The sequence below is a fragment of the Leisingera sp. ABM4_060 genome (assembly GCF_056158765.1).
The window spans coordinates 3946729-3966549 of sequence record NZ_JBSWTX010000001.1 but is presented as its reverse complement, the minus strand read 5'-3'; the positions used below and the strand labels follow the sequence as shown (position 1 = coordinate 3966549).

The 19821-nt window shown below is 64.8% G+C and carries 20 protein-coding genes; 7 read left to right on the top strand and 13 right to left on the bottom strand.

The annotated features are described in order from the left end of the window. Positions 1 to 184 precede the first annotated feature (184 nt). Positions 185 to 886, bottom strand: coding sequence for a COQ9 family protein (locus tag ACXAEH_RS19170; protein WP_475035049.1), 702 nt, complete (start codon positions 884 to 886; stop codon positions 185 to 187). 129 nt (positions 887 to 1015) lie between these two features. Between ACXAEH_RS19170 and rpsU the strand changes: the two genes are divergently transcribed. Continuing rightward, entirely contained in the window at positions 1016 to 1222 is a 207-nt protein-coding gene (rpsU, locus tag ACXAEH_RS19165) for a 30S ribosomal protein S21 (protein ID WP_005614280.1), read from the top strand. A 723-nt stretch (positions 1223 to 1945) separates the two neighbouring features. Continuing rightward, on the top strand, positions 1946 to 2974 hold the full coding sequence (locus ACXAEH_RS19160) for a CAP domain-containing protein (RefSeq protein ID WP_475035047.1): 1029 nt from the start codon (positions 1946 to 1948) through the stop codon (positions 2972 to 2974). Positions 2975 to 3042: 68 nt separating this feature from the next. Here the strand turns inward: ACXAEH_RS19160 and ppk2 are convergent, their stop codons facing one another. Next, a complete protein-coding gene (gene ppk2 / locus ACXAEH_RS19155) occupies positions 3043 to 3960 on the bottom strand; it encodes a polyphosphate kinase 2 (RefSeq protein WP_475035045.1) in 918 nt (305 codons plus the stop codon). Positions 3961 to 4152: 192 nt separating this feature from the next. Here ppk2 and ACXAEH_RS19150 point away from each other — a divergent pair, with 192 nt between their 5' ends. Continuing rightward, the gene (locus ACXAEH_RS19150; protein WP_475035042.1) at positions 4153 to 4992 is read left to right on the top strand and encodes a lysostaphin resistance A-like protein; all 840 of its coding nucleotides are present in this window, start codon (positions 4153 to 4155) and stop codon (positions 4990 to 4992) included. Positions 4993 to 5057: 65 nt separating this feature from the next. Here the strand turns inward: ACXAEH_RS19150 and ACXAEH_RS19145 are convergent, their stop codons facing one another. Continuing rightward, a complete protein-coding gene (locus tag ACXAEH_RS19145) occupies positions 5058 to 5516 on the bottom strand; it encodes an Lrp/AsnC family transcriptional regulator (RefSeq protein ID WP_039124941.1) in 459 nt (152 codons plus the stop codon). 140 nt (positions 5517 to 5656) lie between these two features. On the opposite strand from ACXAEH_RS19145, the gene ald reads away from it, so the two are divergent. Then, positions 5657 to 6775, top strand: a complete 1119-nt coding sequence (gene ald / locus ACXAEH_RS19140; RefSeq protein WP_475035040.1) for an alanine dehydrogenase — start codon at positions 5657 to 5659, stop codon at positions 6773 to 6775. 87 nt (positions 6776 to 6862) lie between these two features. On the opposite strand, the gene hmpA is transcribed toward ald, so the two are convergent. Then, positions 6863 to 8053, bottom strand: coding sequence for an NO-inducible flavohemoprotein (gene hmpA / locus ACXAEH_RS19135; RefSeq protein WP_475035038.1), 1191 nt, complete (start codon positions 8051 to 8053; stop codon positions 6863 to 6865). Positions 8054 to 8184: 131 nt separating this feature from the next. Here hmpA and ACXAEH_RS19130 point away from each other — a divergent pair, with 131 nt between their 5' ends. After that, positions 8185 to 8625, top strand: coding sequence for an RrF2 family transcriptional regulator (locus tag ACXAEH_RS19130; protein WP_475035037.1), 441 nt, complete (start codon positions 8185 to 8187; stop codon positions 8623 to 8625). A 138-nt stretch (positions 8626 to 8763) separates the two neighbouring features. Beyond that, on the top strand, positions 8764 to 9570 hold the full coding sequence (locus ACXAEH_RS19125; protein WP_475035035.1) for a mechanosensitive ion channel family protein: 807 nt from the start codon (positions 8764 to 8766) through the stop codon (positions 9568 to 9570). A 96-nt stretch (positions 9571 to 9666) separates the two neighbouring features. Here ACXAEH_RS19125 and ACXAEH_RS19120 read toward each other — a convergent pair whose 3' ends face one another. From ACXAEH_RS19120 to ACXAEH_RS19100, 5 genes are all read right to left on the bottom strand, one after another. Further along, positions 9667 to 10200 carry a hypothetical protein gene (locus ACXAEH_RS19120; protein ID WP_475035033.1) on the bottom strand — a complete coding sequence of 178 codons (534 nt, stop codon included), beginning with the start codon at positions 10198 to 10200 and terminating at the stop codon, positions 9667 to 9669. Between the two features lie 277 nt (positions 10201 to 10477). After that, positions 10478 to 11005 (bottom strand): GNAT family N-acetyltransferase, encoded by a 528-nt coding sequence (locus ACXAEH_RS19115; protein ID WP_475035031.1) that lies wholly within the window; start codon positions 11003 to 11005, stop codon positions 10478 to 10480. Continuing rightward, complete coding sequence (locus ACXAEH_RS19110) at positions 11002 to 11451, bottom strand: YtoQ family protein (protein WP_475035029.1); 450 nt, start codon at positions 11449 to 11451, stop codon at positions 11002 to 11004. Before ACXAEH_RS19110 ends, ACXAEH_RS19115 begins: the two co-directional genes overlap by 4 nt. After that, positions 11442 to 12104: a phosphoribosyltransferase gene (locus tag ACXAEH_RS19105; RefSeq protein WP_475035027.1), complete on the bottom strand. Its 663-nt coding sequence runs from the start codon at positions 12102 to 12104 to the stop codon at positions 11442 to 11444. Before ACXAEH_RS19105 ends, ACXAEH_RS19110 begins: the two co-directional genes overlap by 10 nt. Before the next feature lie 48 nt (positions 12105 to 12152). Then, on the bottom strand, positions 12153 to 12788 hold the full coding sequence (locus tag ACXAEH_RS19100) for a class I SAM-dependent methyltransferase (protein WP_475035025.1): 636 nt from the start codon (positions 12786 to 12788) through the stop codon (positions 12153 to 12155). Between the two features lie 87 nt (positions 12789 to 12875). Here ACXAEH_RS19100 and ACXAEH_RS19095 point away from each other — a divergent pair, with 87 nt between their 5' ends. Then, positions 12876 to 13769 (top strand): LysR family transcriptional regulator, encoded by an 894-nt coding sequence (locus tag ACXAEH_RS19095; RefSeq protein ID WP_475035023.1) that lies wholly within the window; start codon positions 12876 to 12878, stop codon positions 13767 to 13769. A gap of 103 nt (positions 13770 to 13872) precedes the next feature. On the opposite strand, the gene pheT is transcribed toward ACXAEH_RS19095, so the two are convergent. The 4 genes from pheT to pheS form a co-directional block, all read right to left on the bottom strand. Further along, positions 13873 to 16269 (bottom strand): phenylalanine--tRNA ligase subunit beta, encoded by a 2397-nt coding sequence (gene pheT, locus ACXAEH_RS19090; RefSeq protein ID WP_475035021.1) that lies wholly within the window; start codon positions 16267 to 16269, stop codon positions 13873 to 13875. A 94-nt stretch (positions 16270 to 16363) separates the two neighbouring features. Further along, complete coding sequence (locus ACXAEH_RS19085; RefSeq protein ID WP_475035019.1) at positions 16364 to 17137, bottom strand: type 1 glutamine amidotransferase; 774 nt, start codon at positions 17135 to 17137, stop codon at positions 16364 to 16366. Between the two features lie 80 nt (positions 17138 to 17217). Next, positions 17218 to 18033: a CE1 family esterase gene (locus ACXAEH_RS19080; RefSeq protein WP_475035017.1), complete on the bottom strand. Its 816-nt coding sequence runs from the start codon at positions 18031 to 18033 to the stop codon at positions 17218 to 17220. A 643-nt stretch (positions 18034 to 18676) separates the two neighbouring features. Further along, a complete protein-coding gene (gene pheS / locus ACXAEH_RS19075) occupies positions 18677 to 19750 on the bottom strand; it encodes a phenylalanine--tRNA ligase subunit alpha (RefSeq protein WP_475035016.1) in 1074 nt (357 codons plus the stop codon). Positions 19751 to 19821 lie beyond the last annotated feature (71 nt).

Sequence of the window (19821 nt, the reverse complement as noted above, 5' to 3'; positions counted from 1 at the left end):
GCCGTAGGTAGCCATCCTGCCGGAAAAGGTCAAGAGGCGCAGGTGAAAAAGGCGTCCAGGCCTTTCAGCAGGTGCAGAGGCTTTGTGCCTCTCTTCCAGTCTGGCCGGGCCCGCTGCGGACCGCCGCCGCAACGCATCGCGGCCGCCTCAATCCACGCGGTGCAGCCAGCAGCCCGCCCGGATCTCAGCGCCGCGGGTTCAGCGACCCCGGCAGATCATCGCGGCCCTTGGGCGGTTTGATCTGTTCGGCCAGCCAGTTCGGCCCCACCAAAAGGGGTTTCAGCAGCGGGTTCTTCTGCAGGCCCGCTTTCAGCTTTTCAAAGTCCATGACGTTATCAATGCGCCGGTCCAGGAAATCCCAGGTCGCCTGGTGGTCCAGGCTGTCGTCGCCCAGCCAGTACAGCACGGTGGCAGAATAGACCCCCGCCAGCGAGGCGCGCTTGGTGTACCAGTTCAGATCGTCCGAACCGTCGCCCAGCGCCTCCCAGATCAGGTCGCAGGTGCCCCAGATCGCCTTGACGCCGTCGCCCGCGTATTGCGGCAGCGTCAGCAGCGTGGTGCCGCGGCGCACCGCCTCCTTGTCGTCCACCGCCTCCAGCCGGAACCGCACCGCCGCCGCCACCTTGTCGCGGAACCGCAGCCCCGACAGGTCTTCGCTCTCCAGCCGCGCCAGCATCCGCGAATCGCCGCGCGCATGATAGGCCAGCGCCAAGTCGACACCGCCGCGCGGGCAGACCGCATGCGCCAGCACCTCTGCCACATCCGCATCCTGGCAGGCGGCGCGGAATGTGACCTCGGACCAGCCGTCGAAGGGCACATGCAGCAAAGCCGCATCCAGCAGTTTTTCCTTCAGATCTTCCTGTGCGTGATCCTGGTTTTCAGCCATGGCACCCTCCCGCTGGCAGCGTTCTGACACGTCCTGACACCCTACTAGACAAATTAGCGGCGCTTTGCTATACGGCCACCTCCTGCAATTTCCTTGCAACTCAAAACTTAGAAAGGTGGTGAATACCACATGCAGGTTAGTGTTCGCGACAACAACGTCGATCAGGCGCTTCGTGCCCTGAAGAAAAAGCTGCAGCGTGAAGGCGTCTTCCGCGAAATGAAGCTCAAGCAACATTTCGAAAAGCCGTCCGAGAAAAAAGCGCGCGAGAAAGCTGAAGCGATCCGCCGTGCCCGTAAACTGGCACGCAAGAAAGCCCAGCGCGAAGGTCTGCTCTAAGAGCGCAAGACCCGGCTCTCCAGCTTTGGACAGCACTAGGGCAAGTCTCCGGACCCGCCCGAACAGAAGATCAGACGACCCCCGCGGCCCCGGCCCGGGGGTTTGTCATTTGGAGCCCCCCAAAAGGATAGGCCGGCGCTCCTAAGGATAGGGTACCCCCTGCGAATTATCCAAAATTACATCTTTAGGGTGTATTTTCATATTAACCTCTGCTATACAGAGAGTACGGCAGGGCAAACTCAAAGCGTTTCCCTAACCACTGCCCCGCCGTCCGGGCTTGGAACACCCGGTGCATTGATACCCGGAGCAGGCTGCGTCTCCCCCCATCTAAACCGGCGCTTGTCTTGGTCCCTGCAAACAAGGCACTGCCTCTCCGGGTTCTCTTTTGTCCGGGCGCCGCCTCCTGACCGGGGCGGCGCCCGGCCCGTTCTCCCCTCCAGCCCCCGCACCCGGCCCGCCGGCCGCGCCCGCCTTCGGCTGCGGCCGAATCCCCGGCGCGCGCTGCCCCGGGCGGGCGGCACAGTTCCGCCGCCGGCCGCCTGCAGCCCCTGTGGCAGCCTGCAGGCGCAGGCACGCGCAGGAATCCGCGTATCCGCCGCCGGGCTTCGGGCAAGTCTGTGCCGCAAACCGCCACGGCACAGAGCTGCCCTTTTAGCGCCTTAAAATTTGGTTAACCGGATAGGGCACCGCCGCACAGCCGGCTCACTCACGGAGCAGTTATTGATGTCACAGGCAAGCGAACTCGAGCGCCAGATGCTCGACCTGATCAACGCCGAGCGCACCTCGCGCGGGCTCAACCCGGTGCAGTTGGAGCTGCGCCTCAACGATTCAGCCGAAGACCACAGCGAGTGGATGCTGAACCAGAATGTGTTCTCCCACACCGGTGCCGGCGGCTCCAGCGCGGGCGACCGGATGGCGGATGCGGGCTTCCAGTTCTCCGGCAGCTGGACCTGGGCCGAGAACATCGCCTGGCAAAGCGAGCGCGGCGCCCCCGGCCTGGCCGATGATGTCATCGACCTGCACAACTCGCTGATGAACAGCCCCGGCCACCGCGCCAATATCCTGAGCGCCAATGTCGAGGTGATCGGCATCGGCATCGAACAGGGCAATTTCAACGGCTGGGATGCGGTGATGGTCACCCAGAACTTTGCCCGCACCAGCGCCTCGGTGCAGCTCGACAACGGCAGCGGCAACAGTGGCGGCAGCGGCGCCACCGCCGGCAATGACAGCCTGTCTCTTTCAGGCCCCGGCAGCCTGGAAGGCCTGGCCGGAAATGACACGCTGGCCGGCAGCAGCGGCCAGGACACACTTAAGGGCAACGCCGGCCACGACAAACTGAACGGCAAGGCCGGCGCAGACAAACTGACCGGCGGCGACGGCAATGACACGATGCGCGGCAACAGCGGCGCAGATGATCTGAACGGCGGTTCGGGCCGCGACAAGATGTGGGGCGGTAACGGCAACGACACATTGGACGGCGGCAACGGCAACGACAAGCTGACCGGCAAGGGCGGCGGCGACCTCTTCATCTTCAGCAAGGGCGATGACACCGTCACCGACTTCAACCCGAACGCCAGCGGCGAGCGTATCGACCTGGATGCGGCCACCGGCATCAGCAGCTTCAGCGACCTGATGAACAACCACACCAGCCAGACCTCCAAGGGCCTGCTGATTTCCGACAGCGACGGCGACACCCTGCTGCTCAGCGGCCTCACCGCGCAGGATCTGAGTTCAGGCGACTTCCTGTTCTGAACACCCCACCGGGCAAACGGAAAAGGGCGCGCCATCCGGCGCGCCCTTTTTCCGTCACCGGCACAGCCTCAATAGACCTTCGGCACATACAGCTCATCCGGCAGCACCTGGCGCTCATAGTCGGGCTTGTACTCCCGGTCAGGCAGCTCCACCTTTTCGCTTGGCACTTCCTCATAGGGGATCTTGGTCAAAAGATGCTCGATGCAGTTCAGCCGCTCCCGCTTCTTGTCGTTGCCCTCGACAATGAACCAGGGCGCCTCGGAGATATTGGTGCGCTCCAGCATCTCCTCCTTGGCCTTGGTGTACTGCTCCCAGCGGATCCGGCTCTCCAGGTCCATCGGTGACAGCTTCCACTGCTTCATCGGGTCATGGATGCGCATCATGAACCGCAGCTGCTGCTCCTCGTCGGTGATCGAGAACCAGTATTTCAGCAGGATGATGCCTGAGCGCACCAGCATCCGTTCAAATTCCGGAACGTCCTGAAAGAACTGCTCGACCTGATCCTCGGAAGCAAACTCCATCACCCGCTCGACGCCCGCGCGGTTGTACCAGGAGCGGTCGAACAGCACGATCTCGCCCCCTGCCGGCAGATGCGGCACATAGCGCTGGAAATACCACTGGCTCTGCTCGCGGCGGTTGGGTGCGGGCAGCGCCACCACCCGCGCCACCCGCGGGTCCAGCCGCTGGGTGATCCGCTTGATCACCCCGCCCTTGCCAGCAGCATCGCGGCCCTCGAACAGGATGCAGACCTTGGCGCCGGTATGCTGCACCCAGTCCTGCACCTTGATCAGCTCTGCCTGCAGCCGCAACAGATTGCGGAAATAGACCTGCCGGTCGAGCATCTCAGGGTGCTGCTCACGGTAGATCTTGCGGATCTCCTGGCTCAGCATCGGCTCGGAAAACTCGATTTCGATATCCTCGTCCAGCGTGTCCTGCAGCTCCGCTTCCAGCCAGTCGAGGGATGCGGTTTCAAATTCGCGGGTCACGGGCGGGCTCCTTCCGGTCAAGTTGTGCAATTGCTGCCTTCCAGCGGTGCCATGCGACGGTGTTATGCCACCCGCCCGCCTGCAGCTTTCTTTCAGGCAAGCGGAATTCCCGGGCGGGTTCAAGCGCAAAAGCCGCAAGGCCCCTGCACAACCGGCTGGAAACCCGGAGGAGGAGCGGATTATGTGCAAGCCATGAGCTTTGTTTTGACCACCCTGCCCCAGACCTGGCCCTGGCTGATCCTGATGGCGGCGCTTGCTGCCGGCTGGGCCGGGCGGCGCGGGCTGGGTTTTGCCCTGCTCGCAGTCTTTGCCGGAGCGGCAGTTGCGCTTGGGCATCTGGAGCCGCTGGCGCTGATGGCGCTGGCCACCGGCCTGCTGTTTGCCGCCTTCATCCCCCGCACCCGCGGCCCTGCGGGGCTGATCGGCCATGCGGTGCTGGTGCTGTGGTCTCTGGCGCTCGGTGCGCATCTGCTGCCGGGAGTGCAGAATCTGCTGATCCTCAGCCAGGTGCAGGCCGGCCCCGCCAGCGCGCCATATTCCCTGCATCTGAACCTGGACAAGCCGCTGGTGTTCTTCGCCCTGCTGCTGGCCTGGCCGGCGCTGTTGATGCGCAATGACCCGGCAGGCAGGCGCGCCTTGATCTCCGGCCTGCTCCTGCTCGCCGCCCCATTCCCGCTGGCCCTGCTGGCCGGTGCACTGCAACTGGAACCCAGCCTGCCGGACTGGACCCTGCTGTGGATGGCGTCAAACCTGCTGCTCACCTGCCTGGCCGAGGAAGCCTTCTTCCGCGGCTATATCCAGCAAGGCCTCAGCCGCCGCTTCGGGCCTGCCGCGGGTATCGCCTCCGCCAGCCTGCTGTTCGGCCTTGCCCACATCGGCGCCGGCCCCGCGGTGGCCGCATTCGCCGGCTTGCTGGGCCTTGCCTGCGGGCTGGGCTATTGGGGAACCGGCCGGTTCTACGTGCCTGTGCTGATGCACTTCGCCTTCAACCTCACCCACCTAGTGCTGTTCACCTACCCCGGTCCGGCCTGAATATGCGCCTCCCCGGTGCACAGGGGGTGCACAGGGGGTGCACGCAGGACACCCCCTGTGCAGGCTCAAACCGGCAGCGCCGTCGTCTTGAACACGGTGCGCAGCGCAAAGCTCGACTGCATCTGCGCCACCCCCGGCAGCCGCGCCAGATACTGGCGGTGGATGCGGGCGAAATCCTCGGTGTTCTCCGCCACCACCTTGAGGATGTAATCCGCCGTTCCCGCCATCAGGTGGCACTCCAGAACATCCGGGATCCGCGACACTGCCTTCTCGAAGGCATCCAGCACTTCATCTGCCTGGCCGGACAGGGTAATCTCCACAAAGACCGTTGTCGGAACCGCCATCTTGCGCGCATCCAGAAGCGCCACATAGTCGCGGATATACCCCTCCGCCTCCAGCCGTTGCACCCGCCGGTGGCAGGCCGAGGCGGACAGGTTCACCCGCTCTGACAGATCGGCGTTAGAGATGCGCCCTTGCTTTTGCAGTACCGATAGAATGCGACGATCTGTTTCGTCCAGCGACATTTTGCGAAGATCCTTGCTGTGTTCTGCCTGTATAGACGAAGAATCTTCGAAAGCCATGTTTTAATTCTGCTCAAAAAAGAAGCACATTTTGTCGCACCTCCCCCAAACTCGCAGGCAGAGAGTTTGGAGGAGATACTCACATGAAAATCGGCTGCCCCACCGAAATCAAACCCCAGGAATTCCGCGTCGGCATGACCCCGGATGCGGCACGCGAAGCCGTCAACAACGGCCATGACGTCGTCATCCAGAAAGGCGCCGGCCTGGGCGCCGGCTTCACCGACGAAGACTATGCGTCCGCCGGCGCCGTCATTCTGGACACCGCCGAGGAAATCTTTGCCACCGCCGACATGATCGTTAAGGTGAAGGAACCCCAGGCGGTTGAGCGCAAGATGCTGCGTGAAAACCAGCTGCTGTTCACCTATCTGCACCTGGCACCCGACCCGGAGCAGACCCACGACCTGCTGGAATCTGGTTGTACTGCAATTGCTTACGAGACCGTCACCGACGACCGCGGCGGCCTGCCGCTGCTGGCGCCGATGTCGGAAGTGGCCGGCCGCCTGGCCCCGCAGGTTGGCGCCTACACCCTGCAGAAGGCCAACGGCGGCCGCGGCGTTCTGATGGGCGGCGTGCCGGGCGTGGCCCCGGCCAAAGTGGTTGTGATCGGCGGCGGTGTTGTCGGCACCCACGCAGCCAAAGTGGCTGCAGGCATGGGCGCAGACGTCACCATTCTCGACCGTTCGCTGACCCGCCTGAAGTACCTGGACGACGTCTTTGGCCGCGAGTTCAAGAACCAGTACTCCACCGCCGGCGCCACGGCTGAGCTGGTGCGCGACGCCGACATGGTGATCGGCGCGGTTCTGATCCCGGGCGCCGCAGCGCCGAAGCTGGTGTCCCGCGCACAACTGTCCGAAATGAAGCCGGGCGCGGTGCTGGTGGACGTCGCCATCGACCAGGGCGGCTGCTTCGAGACCTCCCGCGCCACCACCCACGCCGAGCCGATCTATGAGGTCGACGGCATCATGCACTACTGCGTGGCCAACATGCCGGGCGCCGTGGCGCGCACCTCGACCCAGGCTCTGGGCAACGCCACCCTGCCCTTCATGCTGAACCTGGCCAACAAAGGCTGGCGCCAGGCCTGCGAGGACGACGCGCACCTGCTGAACGGCCTGAACGTGCACGCCGGCAAGCTGACCTACTACGCGGTTGGCGAAGCCCTGGGCCTCGACGTGCTGTCGCCGAAACTGGCACTGAAGCAGTAAACAACTGTTTTTAGAACAAAAAAGAAGCCCCGCCAAACGGCGGGGCTTTTTGGTTTTCAGGACCGGAACCGGGCCGGAACAGGCCGGTCAGGCCACCCCCAGATCCTCGGCCGGGCCAAAGAACTCATAGTGGATCCTGCCGATCTCGACCTGCGCATCCAGCAGCCCCTGGATCGCCATCGCCATGAAGCCCTTCGGCCCGCAGATGTAGTATTCCGAGACCGCGGTATTGGTATTGGCCGCCAGCCAGTCCGGGGTGATCCGCCCTTCCACATCAAAACTGCCGGCCTGGCGGTCCGCGTCGCTTGGCGTCTCGAAGAACACCACACTGCGTTTCGACAGGGACTTGCTGACACTGCCCATCGCAAGGGTGCTGCCGTTCTGCGTCGCATGCAGGTAGGTTGCGCTTTGGCCGTTGGCCGCCAGGGTTTCGAGCATGGCAACCATCGGTGTCAGCCCGACACCGGCAGATAGCAGCACAACCTCGGAACCCGCGGTGTCCTTGAGGAAAAACTCCCCGGCCGGTGCTGCCACCCGCAGAACCGTTCCGGCACCTGCCGTCTCATGCAGCCAGCCGCTGACCGCGCCGCCCGGCTCGCGCTTCACCGAAATCCGGTAATAGGCGCCGTTGGGCGCGCAGGAGATCGAGTAATTGCGCCGCGCCTTGCCGCTCTCCGGCAGATCGAAGTCGAACGAGAGATACTGCCCCGGCTTGTGCCGCAGCACCGGGCCGCCATCCGCCGGGCGCAGAACAAAGGACTTCACCGCGGCGCTTTCCTGGATGACCTCGGCGATCACGAAGTCGCGCCAGCCGTCCCAGCCGCCCTCTGCGGCAGCGATCTCCTGGTACATCCTGCTTTCCGCCGCGATCAGCAGATCGGCGAGGAACCAATAGGCCGCGCCCCAGGCGTCCAGCACCTCCTGGCTGGCAGCCCCGCCCAGAACCGCCTTGATGGCACCCAGCAGCGAAGTCGCCACATGGCTGTAATGCTCCGGCTTGATCTGCAGGCTCACGTGCTTGTTGACGATACGCTCCACCGCGCCGTTCAGCGCGTCCAGGTTATCAATGTTGCGGGCATAGGCGAGGATGGCATTGGCAAGGGCTGCATGCTGCGGAGAGCTGCCGCCCTGATGCGACTGGTTGAACAGCACGCGTATGTCTTCATCCGCCAGCAGCCGGTTGTACATCTCAGCAACAATCGCCGCACCGTGCTGCTCCAGCACCGGAACGGTTGCCGTCACCACAGCCTTGGTCTGATCCGACAGGGTTTGTGCCATTTTTGGTCGTCCTTTCAGGGTCTGCCTGCGCCGGAATCGGCGCTTAAACATTCATTTTAAGTGAATGTATTTCCTTTCCGCAGAAACATTCAATAGAAATGAATGTTAAATGCTGCTGCCGGGAGGCCGTGATGAAGCTCAACCTGAAGACCGACTATGCGCTCAGGGTTCTTATTTTGCTGGGCAGCCGCCCCGGCCGCCTGTTCGATATTGAGACATTGAGCCGCACCTATCAGCTGCCTGCCAGTTCGCTCATGAAAATCGTCAGCGAGCTGGTGCATCACGGGTTTATCCGCAGCACCCGCGGCCGCACCGGCGGTGTTGAGATCGGCAGGGACCCGTCGGACATCCGGGTTGGCGACGTGGTCCGGGCCATGGGCGAGCCGATGGAGATCGTGGACTGCTCAAGCTGCCTGATCGCCGGCCACTGCCGCCTGCAGGGCGTCTTGTGCGAAGCCGCCGAAGCCTTTGTTGCGGTCTTGATGAAATACCGGCTCAGCGACCTGATAGCCGCCCCGGCCCCGGTGCTGGCACCGGTTCTGGACGCAGACCCCGGCCTCAAGGCCCCCTGACCCGCAGCGCCAGGCCCGGGCCCCTCCTCCGGGAGTTGAGCCGCTGAGGTCCGATCTTTCCCCGCTGCGCCCTATTGCCACAGCCCGCGCTTTCCGGGACATTCGGGCGCATAGAAGAAATGGAGAGGGACAGCGGACATGGAACAGATGATGGAACAGGCAGGCGCCTATTGGCCCCTGATGGTGAGCGGCGCCAAGGCGCTGGCGGTCTTGATCCTGGGCTGGATCGCCACCGGCTGGATCAGCGGCATGGTGCGCAGCCGCATCAACAAGACACCGCAGATCGACCCGACGCTGGGCAATTTCGCCGCCAGTGTCATCCGCTGGGTGCTGCTGGCGGTGGTGCTGGTCGCGGTGCTGGGCATCTTCGGGATCGAGGCCACCAGCCTTGTGGCGATGCTGGGCGCCGCCACCCTGGCGATCGGCCTGGCGCTGCAGGGCACGCTCAGCGATCTGGCAGCGGGCTTCATGCTGATCCTGTTCCGCCCCTACAAGATCGGCCAGTATGTGGACATCGGCGGCACTGCCGGCACCGTGAAGGACCTGAACCTCTTTGTGACCGAGCTGGCGACGCCGGACAATGTGCAGATCATCGTGCCCAACGGTCAGGCCTGGGGCTCGATCATCACCAATTTCTCGCACCATACGACCCGCCGCGTCGATATGGTGTTCGGCATCGACTATGGCGACAGCGCCGATGCCGCCAAAGAGATCATCCTGGCCCAGGCCGCTGCCGATGCACGGGTGCTCAAGGATCCGGAGCCCTGGGTGCGGGTCACCAACCTGGGCGACAGCTCGGTCGATCTGACCGCCCGCGTCTGGTGCGATGCGGCGGATTACTGGGAAGTGAAATTCGCCCTGACCCAAGGCGTGAAAGAGGCGTTTGACGCCAAGGGTATTTCGATCCCCTACCCGCATGCGGTGGAGATCAAGAAAGAGGGCTGAGGCCCTCCCGCCCGTCTTCGGCCCTGGCAGGCCTCATCCCGTTGGGCCCGGCGCCCCGCCTGCGGCGGGGCGTTTCGGCTTGCCGCAGATGGGCCGTCAACGGGTCCGGGCGGCCTGCATTGCCCGCACCGCCGCATTGCGCGCCCTGGCCTCCCGCGCGCGGTCCTGCACCCGGTTCTCCTGCCGCTCCGGCGGGCGGCCTGACAGCACGGTCATCCCATCCAGATCGGTAAAGGCCCATTGCGCGGCCAGCAGCTGATAGGTCTTGAGATCCCAGCCCGATTCATCGGCAACAAAGCGCAGGCGCCAGGTGCCGCGGACCTTGACCGGCAGCCGCAGGCGCCGGATTTGCGCCATTGTGTCCCGGCCCGCCGCAGTCCGCACCCCTTGCGCATGGAGCTGCTTCATCCGCTCCACCAGCGCGGCCGCCTCCCGGGTGCGGCGGCCGGCAAAGACCACCTCGACCTCGGCCTCCGGCTTGACGATTCCCTTGACCACCAGGTCGCCGCGGCCGTTGCGGCTGAAAGCGGGCATCAGCTCCACCTCCACATCCCGCACCTCGCGCTTGAACAGCCCGGAATCCTCGTAGACCGGGGTGATTTGCGTTGCAGGTCTGCGCCGGTTTGCCATGTGAATTTCCAGGCCCGCTGCCGGAAACAGGGGCCATTGCCTTTTGTCGTGCGTTATCAGTTTTGGTAGCCCGCGCGCCGTTAACGAAGGGTTGAATTCAGCCCCGTCCGCAAAATTGCTGCAAAAATTCCTCCGCCCGCAGCCGGCGGGCTGCGGCCTTCCGCGGCGCCTGCCGCAGCCGGGCCCGCGCCGCGCGCCAGCGCGGCGCCACGCCCAACGCTGCACTGCGCTTCGCAAGAAGCGTCTTCAGGGGCGGGAGCACTTCCCCGCCGCCTTATCATCCGCCAACCGGGCGCACATGCACGGCTGAGGCGCCGCCCCGGTACTGCACCTCCTGGCGGAATACATAGCCCGCCTTCCCGGCCAGCTTCAGCGAGGCCGCGTTCTCCGGGTTGAGCAGGCAAAGCGTTTCCGGCCAGAGCCGCGCGTCATCCGCCCAGGCATGCGTCCGCAGCACCGCCTCTGCCGCGTATCCTTGCCCCTGCGCCCATGGCGCCAAGACCCAGCTGGCCTCCACCGCATCACCCAGCGCCGGTGCGCATTGCCGCGGTGTCACAAAGAACCCGGTCTCGCCCAGATACCGCCCGCTCTGCCGCTCGGTGATCACCCAGACGCCAAACCCCAGGGCCTGCCAATGGCCATGATGGAACAGCAGCTTGGCCCAGGCGCCCTCCGGCGTTTCCACCGAGGGCTGGATGTAGCGCACCGTCGCAGGCTCCGCCCACAGCGCCGCCACATCGGCAAAATCCTGCACCCGGTGCGGGCGCAGGATCAGCCGGTCCGTCTCCAGAACCGGAGGCGTCATCCCGGCAGCCTGCCGGTCAGCACGTAGTTGAGGATTTCCACCACCTGGCGCGGCTCCTCTGCCACCGCCAGCGCCGCCGCATGCACCTCTTTCAGGGCATGCTGGTGCTCCGGCGGGCTGAGGACGATGATCGACTTGCCCAGGGCGGCCGCATAACCCGCGTCAAAGGCCGCGTTCCACTGCTTGTATTTGTCGCCAAAGCGCACCACCACCACATCGGCATCGGCAATGCCTTTGCGGGTGCGGATCGCATTGACCATCGCGCCCTTGTGGTCGTGCCAGTACTTGTTCGCTTCCGCGCCCAGCACCGCCACACCGCAATCGTCGGACGCGTCATGATCGGTGACCGGCGCGTCAAAGCTCACCTCCAGCCCCTTGGACCTTTCGATGATCTGTTCCCGCCAATCGGTGTGAATCTCGCCCGAGAGATATACTTTCAATGCCACGTCGTGTCCTTTCCTGCGCCAGCCTCCGGGGCAGCCGCCAGGGCGGCGGCAACCTCTTCGTCGCTGGTTTGCGTAAAATCCCTGTAATGCGCGCCGACCGCCCAGAACTCGCTGGGGCTCAGCAGGCAGACCAGAGTATCTACCAGCGGGCGCAATTCGTCCACCGCTTCCGGCGGCGCCACCGGCACCGCCAGCACCACCTGCGCGGGCTTGCGCTCTTTCAGCCAGAAATGCGCCGCCATGAAGGTGGCGCCAGTGGCAATCCCGTCATCCACCACAATCACGGTGCGCCCCGTCAGTTCCACCTGCGGCCGCCCGCGCAGATAAAGCGCGCGGCGGGCGGCGTTTTCCTCCTGCGCCTGCCGCACCAGGGAGGCAAAATCCCCGGGCTTCATACCCGCCGCCTGCAACAGGGCGCCATTGAAAATGGGATTGCTGCCCTCGGCCAGGGCGCCTGCCGCCAGTTCGGGATTGGAGGGCATGCCGATCTTGCGCACCAGCAGCAGATCCATCGGCGCCTGCAGGGCCTGGGCAACCGGCAGCGCCACAGGTGCCCCGCCGCGCGGCAGCGCCAGCACCACGGGGTCATTCAGCGGCATCTCAGCCAGTTCCTTGGCCAGCTGAAGCCCGGCGCTGATCCGGTCTTCGAACATGTCAGCCTCCACCCCGTTACCTAGCGCAGACGGGGCAAAGGCAAAGGATCAAACCCGCCGCGCCACCAGATAGCGGCCGGGTGTGGAGGCCGGAAAATTACCGGCCTCGATGATCTCAAAGCCGGCCTTCTGCACTGCCGTCTCCAGCCTGCGGATGCCGATGAAGTCCACATAACTAGGCGCCTTGCCCGCCAGCCGCATCAGCGGGATGGCCGCCGAAAACACCCAGTATTTCCAGCTGCCCCGCATCTCGCCCAGGCAGGGCGTCTTGGAAATGAACAGCCCGCCGGGCTTCACCCGTTCTGCGGCACCGTCCAGAACTTCTGCCAAATCCGGCAGCAAATGCAGCAGGTTATGCGCCAGCAACACATCATACGGCCCCTCCGGCGCCGCGCTGGCGCTGCAACAGCGGAACTCGATATTGTTTGCACCCGCGTCCCAGGCGCGTTCGCGGCCAACCTCCAGCATCCTCTCCGACAGATCGGTCGCAGTTATCCTGGCCACGCTGCGCGCCAGTTCGATCGCGGTGGAGCCGGTGCCGCAGCCCAGTTCCAGCACGCTGTCTTCCGCGCCCAGGTATGAGCGGGTCCGCTCCAGCGTGTAGCGGTAGGCCTCCTCGTCGCGGATCTTCGACCTGGCGTATTTCGGGGCGATTTTGTTCCAGAAACGGGCGTCAGCACTCATCACGGCTCTCCTTGCTCGGGGCGACCCTATCCATGCAGGAACCACGGATAAATTGCCGAAATTCGCAAGAATGTTATACGTATTTGCATGAATAGCCCCGATTGGAACCACATCCGCGCCTTTCTCGCCACCGCTGAAACCGGCTCCCTGTCTGCCGCGGCGCGGCAGCTTGGCCTGACACAGCCAACGCTGTCGCGCCAGGTGGCAGCGCTCGAGGGCCAGCTCGGCGTGCTGCTGTTCGAACGCCTCGGCCGCGCCCTGGCGCTGACCGAGGCGGGGCATGAGCTGCTGGCCCACAGCCGCAGGATGGGCGAGGCGGCCGACGGGCTGGCCCTTGCGGCGACCGGCCAGGCGCAGACCATCGACGGGCTGGTGCGCATCACCGCCAGCGATGGCATCTCAGCCCATATCCTGCCCGGGGTGCTAGGCCGGCTGCGCCAGCAGGCGCCGCGGCTGCGGATTGAGATTGTTGCCGCGGACGACATCCGCGACCTGCAACGGCGCGAGGCTGACATCGCTGTCCGCCATGTCCGCCCGGAACAGCCGGACCTGATCGCCCGCAAGATGCAGGACACCACTGCCCGCTTCTATGCCGCCCGCAGCTATCTGGAGCGCCGCGGCACCCCCCGCTGCCGCGCCGACCTCAGCGCCCATGACTTCGTATCCTTCGGCGATATTCCCCAGTTCCTGGCCTACATGGAGCCGCTCGGCATCCGGCTGAGCGAAGAGAACTTCCCCGTCGGCTCAACCAGCGGCCTGGCGGCCTGGGAGCTGGTGCGGCAAGGGTTCGGCATCGTACCGATGCTGGACGCCATTGCCCGCAAAAACCCGGACGTGGAGCCGCTGGACCTCGAGGACCTGCCTGCGCTGGAGTTCCCCTTGTGGCTGGCCACCCACCGCGAGCTGCACACCAGCCGCCGCATCCGCCTGGTGTTCGACATTCTGGCAGACTACCTGACCGGGCTGAAGATGCGGTTCTAAACCGCCGCCGCAAACGATAATGGGCGGCCCCGGAACCGGGAGCCGCCCAAAAGTTTTCCTCAAAACTTTTGCCAAGGCTTTTCAAAAAGCCTTGGGCCAGCCGTTACCCGCGCAGAGTGCCGCCGGTTGCCTTGGTCACTTTGGCAATGATCTTCTCGCTCACCGCTTCGATGTCCTTTTCCTTCAGCGTCTTGTCGCTGGGCTGCAGCCGCACGGTGATCGCCAGCGATTTCTTGCCCTCGCCCAGGCTGCCGCCGATGAATTCGTCAAAGACGCGTACGTCTTCGATCAGCGCCTTGTCGGCACCGGCCGCGGCGTTGACCAGGGTCAGCGCTTCGACGCTGTCGTCAACCACAAAGGCAAAGTCCCGCTCCACCGCCTGCAGGTCGCTGATCGCCAGCGCCGGACGGGTGGCACCGGATTTGCGCGGCATCGGAATTTCATCCGGCCAGATGGTAAAGGCGACAGCGGCGCCCTTGATGCCCATCTCTTTCAGAACCTTCGGGTGCAGTTCGCCAAAGACACCGAGGGTCTTCTTCGGGCCCAGACAGATGCGGCCATGACGGCCCGGGTGCCACCAGGCAGCACCTTCGCGCAGCACCTGCACCTTGGCCGGCGCGCCGATGGCGGCCAGCACCGCCTCGATATCCGCCTTGGCGTCGTAAAGATCCACCGCGCGCGAAGCACCATGCACATCTTTCGGCCCGGTGCGCCCCACCAAGAGGCCCGCGATCTGGTTGACCTGCTCGCCCGGCTCTCCGCCGGTGAAGGCAGGGCCTGCCTCAAACAGCGCCAGGTCCATATAGCCACGCGCCTGGTTGCGGGCCGCAGCCTGCAACAGGCCTGCCAGCAGATCGGGGCGCATATGAGACATTTCCGAGGAAATCGGGTTGGCCAGCATGGTGGCATCATCGCCGCCGCCAAACAGCGCCGCCGAGGCCTTGTCGATGAAGCTGTAGCTCACCACCTCATTGTAGCCGAGGCTGGCGCAGGTGCGGCGGGCCATTTGCTGGCGGCGCTGCTGCGGCGTCATCACCGGCTTGGGGATGCCATCGGTCAGGCGCGGCAGCGGCTTGCCCTGCAGCTTGGTCAGCGAGGCGATCCGCGCGACCTCTTCTACCAGATCAGCCTCGCCCTGCACGTCCGGGCGCCAGCTCGGCACATGCGCCATATTGCCCTCCAGGCGGAAGCCCAGGCGGGTCAGGGTCTGGCGCTGGTCGCTTTCCGGGATCTCCATCCCCACCAGCGACTGCACCCGGTCGGCGTCCAGCTTGTAAGCGCGCGAATGATCCGGCACGTCGCCCGCAATCACCACTTCGGACGGCTCGCCGCCGCACAGATCCAGGATCATCTGGGTTGCCCGGTGCAGGCCCTCGATAGTGTACTCCGGATCCACACCGCGCTCAAACCGGTAGCGTGCATCCGAGTTGATCTTGAGAGCGCGGCCCGCCATGGCAATCTGCACGTGATCCCAGAACGCGCTCTCCAGGAACACATCCACGGTTTCCTCGGTGCAGCCGGTCTCTTCGCCGCCCATGATGCCGCCGATGCTCTCGGGGCCGTTGGCGTCGGAAATCACCATCTGGCCCGCGCCAAAGGTGTATTCCTTCTCGTCCAGCGCCTTCAGGGTCTCGCCGCCAGCCGCACGATGCACCCGCAGATCGCCGGACACCTTGGCCGCGTCAAACACATGCAGCGGCCGGTTCTGGTCGAAGGTGAAGAAGTTGGTGACATCCACCAGCGCCGAGATCGGGCGCAAGCCGATCGCCTTCAGCCGGTCCTGCAGCCACTGCGGGCTGGGGCCGTTTTTCACCCCCTTGATCAGGCGGCCTGCAAACAGCGGGCAGCCGTCCAGCGTGTCCGCGTCGATCGAAACCTTGATAGGGCTTTCGAAACCGCCCGGAATGGCTTCAAAGGCGCGGGTCTTGAGGGTGCCCAGGCCGCGCGCCGCCAGATCGCGGGCAATGCCGTAGACGCCCAGCGCATCGGGGCGGTTCGGGGTGATTGCGATTTCGATCACCGGATCGACCTTGGCCGGATCGTTCTCCGCCAGCCAATCCACGAAACTGTCGCCGACATTGCCCGAGGGCAGCTCGATGATGCCGTCATGCTCTTCGCTGAGCTCCAGCTCGCGCTCGGACGCCATCATGCCAAAGCTTTCCACGCCGCGGATCTTGCCGACGCCGATGGTGATGTCGAGGCCGGGGATATACATGCCCGGCTTGCAGACCACCACGGTGATGCCCTCACGCGCGTTCGGCGCGCCGCAGATGATCTGCAGCTCACCCTCGTCGGTGTCCACCTTGCAGACCCGCAGCTTGTCGGCATCCGGGTGCTTTTCGGCGTGTTTCACATAGCCGAGCTTGAAATCCTTCAGCGCATCCGCAGGGTTCACGACCCCTTCAACCTCAAGGCCCAGGTCGGTCAGGGCATCGGTGATTTCCTCGACGCTGGCGTTGGTGTCGAGGTGGTCTTTCAGCCAGGAAAGCGTGAATTTCATCGGTCAGAATCCGCCTGTAATCTCGGGTCCATTGGCGTGTAGCGGATTATCCCGCGGGGTGGAAGAGGCCGCTTGGCCAGCGCCGCCCCCGGCGTCAGCCGGAGGCCAGCAGGCCGGCCCAGTTTGCCAGTTCCCTGAGCCGGTTTTCCGGCGCCAGTTCCTGCGGCGAGGTCCCCAGCCGCACCGCAGCAGCCGCATCACGGTCCGCCACAGCGCAATCCTCGGCCATCCCGGCGTGGCCTGCAAAAATCCCGCGCGCCGACACATAGCCGCCAACGTCGCTGAGTTTGAGTTCCGGGTGGTATTGCGTGCCCCAGAACCGCACCCCGCCCTGCTCATAGGCCATCGCTTGCACCGGCGAATGCGCATTGCCTGCCAGCAGCACGGCCCCCTCGGGCAGCCGCTGCACCTCATCGCGGTGAACGCAGGGAACCGCCCAGCCATCCTGCCGCCCGGCCAGCATCGGATGGCCGCGGCCTGTATCTGTCATCTGCAAATTCCGCGCCATGCCCACTTCCATCCCGTTGGGCGAAGCCCCGACACCGCCGCCCAGCACCGTGCAGGCCAGCTGCAACCCGTTGCACGAGCCCCAGACCGGGCGGCCGCCCTCCAATGCCAGCGCCATCGCCGCCTGCAGCGGCGCGGCCTCCGGCGCATCGGCGGACCAGCTGACGCCAGAGCCGGTGAACACCATACCGTCGGCTGCGGCAAAAGCCTCCTTGGAAACAGCTCCGCCGTAGGGCGCAACCAGCCGGATCTCCGCCTGCGGCGCCAGCGCGGCAAAGCTGCGGACAAACCCGGCCGCAGCCGACTGCCCCGCCGACACCATTTCCGGCGTGTTGCTCTCAACGATCAGAATGACTGTCATGGCGCTCTGCCCCCTTGTTCCCTTCCAAAGGCCATGCAGCGCCAGCGCGGGCAGAAAAACGCGCCCAAAAGCGACATCCCTCAGGGATAAGAGGGCGCCAGCCCCAAAAGCTCATCCAGCTGCCGCCCGATCCAGCCATGCGGGATGAAATGGCCGCCGGGATGCGTGTCCAGCACCACCTGCCCGGCCGCACAATCGCGCCATTCCACCCGGCTGAGTTTCAGGAACTCCACCACCTGCCAGTCGCCTGCCCCCTGCCCCGCGCCGCAATCCAGCCGGGCGCGCCACAGCCCCATCGGCACGCTGTCCGCGCCCAAGGCATCGTTTGGAAACGGCATCACGGTGTCGCTCACCCCATGCACATGGCGCACCTCGCGCGGCGCCTCGGGACAGGTCTCCCCCGGCGGGAACGCCCCGGCAATCCCCAGCAGCGCCGCCACATGATTGCCGCTCTGGCAGGCATAACGCCAGGCCATGGCCGAGCCATAGGAATAGCCCGAGACGTAAATCTTCCCTGTATCAACCGGATAGCGCCTGGCCACATCCTCCAGCACCCGGTTGGTGAACGCCACATCCTGCGTGTCCGAGGTCCAGAAATCCCAGCTCTTGCGCCGCCCGTTCGGCGTCACCAGCAGCACCCCGCGCCGCCTGGTCGAGGCCCCCACCCGGTCGCTCCGCTGCGCATTGACCCCGGTCCGCGCCCAGCCATGGAAATGCAAGAGCACCGGAAGGGGCGTCACCCCGTCCCACCCCTCCGGCTCCATCACATGGTAGGAACGGCCCTCCAGCTCGCAGGGCGTCTCGCCATGGCAGTCAGAGGCCTGCCACGGCCCCATAGCGGCGGCGGAGGTGGCCCACAGAAGGGCGGCGGAAAGGGAAAGGACTGCTCGGATCATCTGCCCGAGACTAGCCAAGGAAGCCTGCGTGTCACGTCACATGTTTGTGGGGCAAAAGCCCCGCCATCGCCTGCCCGTGCGGGCGGTCTCTCGTGCAATGCACTGCCGACAGGCGATTGCGAGCAAGCGCCAAGAGGCAAGCGATGGCGCGGCGGCCTATCGGCCTTGTTCCGCGCTAGGGCCAATTTGGAAGGAAGTACTAATCCCCACGTGGCGCAACCGTTGTGTCCAATCACGGAGCATCGCGCCGGACCCGAGGGTGGGCGTATCGCGCCCGCCCTGGGGGGCGGGTCGGGCGCGATGCGGGGCTGCACCCCGCGGTTACTTTGCAATCAGTGCGGCCTCGCCAAGACTTAGTCCGCTTAGCCAGTTATCGCGTTCCCTAGCTTGGGAAATCAGAAAACATTCACACTCACATGCGCTTAGCCCAAACCTTCTGATGAGCATGCAGAAACATTGAAGCCAAAGGAGCTGCAATCAGAATGTAAGCAGCTCCGATCAACGCCGGTGCGTGCACAATCAGCAACCAGAATGGCACAACTGCACAAACCGGGATGGCGAAACCAATCCACCACGGGTTCCTTTCACAAAACGCAGTACACCAGTCATAGTACCGCGCCAGCCAGATCCCGATCAGGTACATTTACCGCGACAAACCGCCATGCAGCGCCGGCATGTCCAGGCTCTGGAAGCCGTAGTGGCGCAGCCAGCGCAGGTCGCTGTCGAAGAAGGCGCGCAGGTCGGGGATGCCGTATTTCAGCATGGCCAGACGGTCGATGCCGATGCCGAAGGCAAAGCCCTGATAGATCTCCGGGTCGATGCCCCCGGCCGCGATCACCTTGGGGTGCACCATGCCGGAGCCGAGGATTTCCATCCAGTCGTCGCCCTCGCCGATCTTCAGCGTGCCGCCTTCCCAGGAGCAGCGGATGTCCACCTCAGCCGACGGCTCGGTGAAGGGGAAATGCGAGGCGCGGAAGCGCAGCTCGACGTCGTCCACCTCAAAGAAGGATTTGACGAATTCCTCCAGCACCCACTTCAGGTTCGCCATCGAGATGTCCTTGTCCAGCGCCAGGCCTTCGACCTGGTGGAACATCGGCGTGTGGGTCTGGTCATAGTCGGCGCGGTAGACCCCGCCCGGACAGATAATGCGCAGCGGCGCGCCCATCTTCTCCATCGAGCGGATCTGCACCGGCGAGGTATGGGTGCGCAGCACATGCGGCGGCCGGTCGTCGCCTTCGGCACGGTGCATATAGAACGTGTCCATCTCGGCGCGCGCCGGGTGGTGGCCGGGGATGTTCAACGCATCGAAGTTGTACCAGTCGGTATCGATCCGCGGCCCTTCGGCAACCGAGAAGCCCAGCTCGGCAAAGATCGCGGTGATCTCTTCCTGCACCTGGCTGATCGGATGCAGCGAACCCTGGCGGGTGGGGCGCGACGGCAGAGTCACGTCCAGCCATTCGGTGCGCAGGCGCTCGTCCAGCGCGGCATCTTCCAGACCTGCCTTCTTGGCCGCCAGCGCTGAGTTGATCTCATCCTTCAGCCCGTTCAGCGCCGGGCCCGCCACCTGGCGCTCTTCCGGGGTCATCTTGCCCAGCTCGCGCATCTTCAGCGCCACTTCGCCCTTTTTGCCCACGGCAGCCACACGGATCGCCTCCAGCGCGGCTTCATCCGCAGCCTCCGCAATCTGACCCAGGTATTTGGCTTTAAGATCGTCCATGACGGCCCCTCGAATTGTGCTGACGCCCTGCTATCACAAGGGCCGCTGAAAGCAAGAGGGCCAAGGCGGAT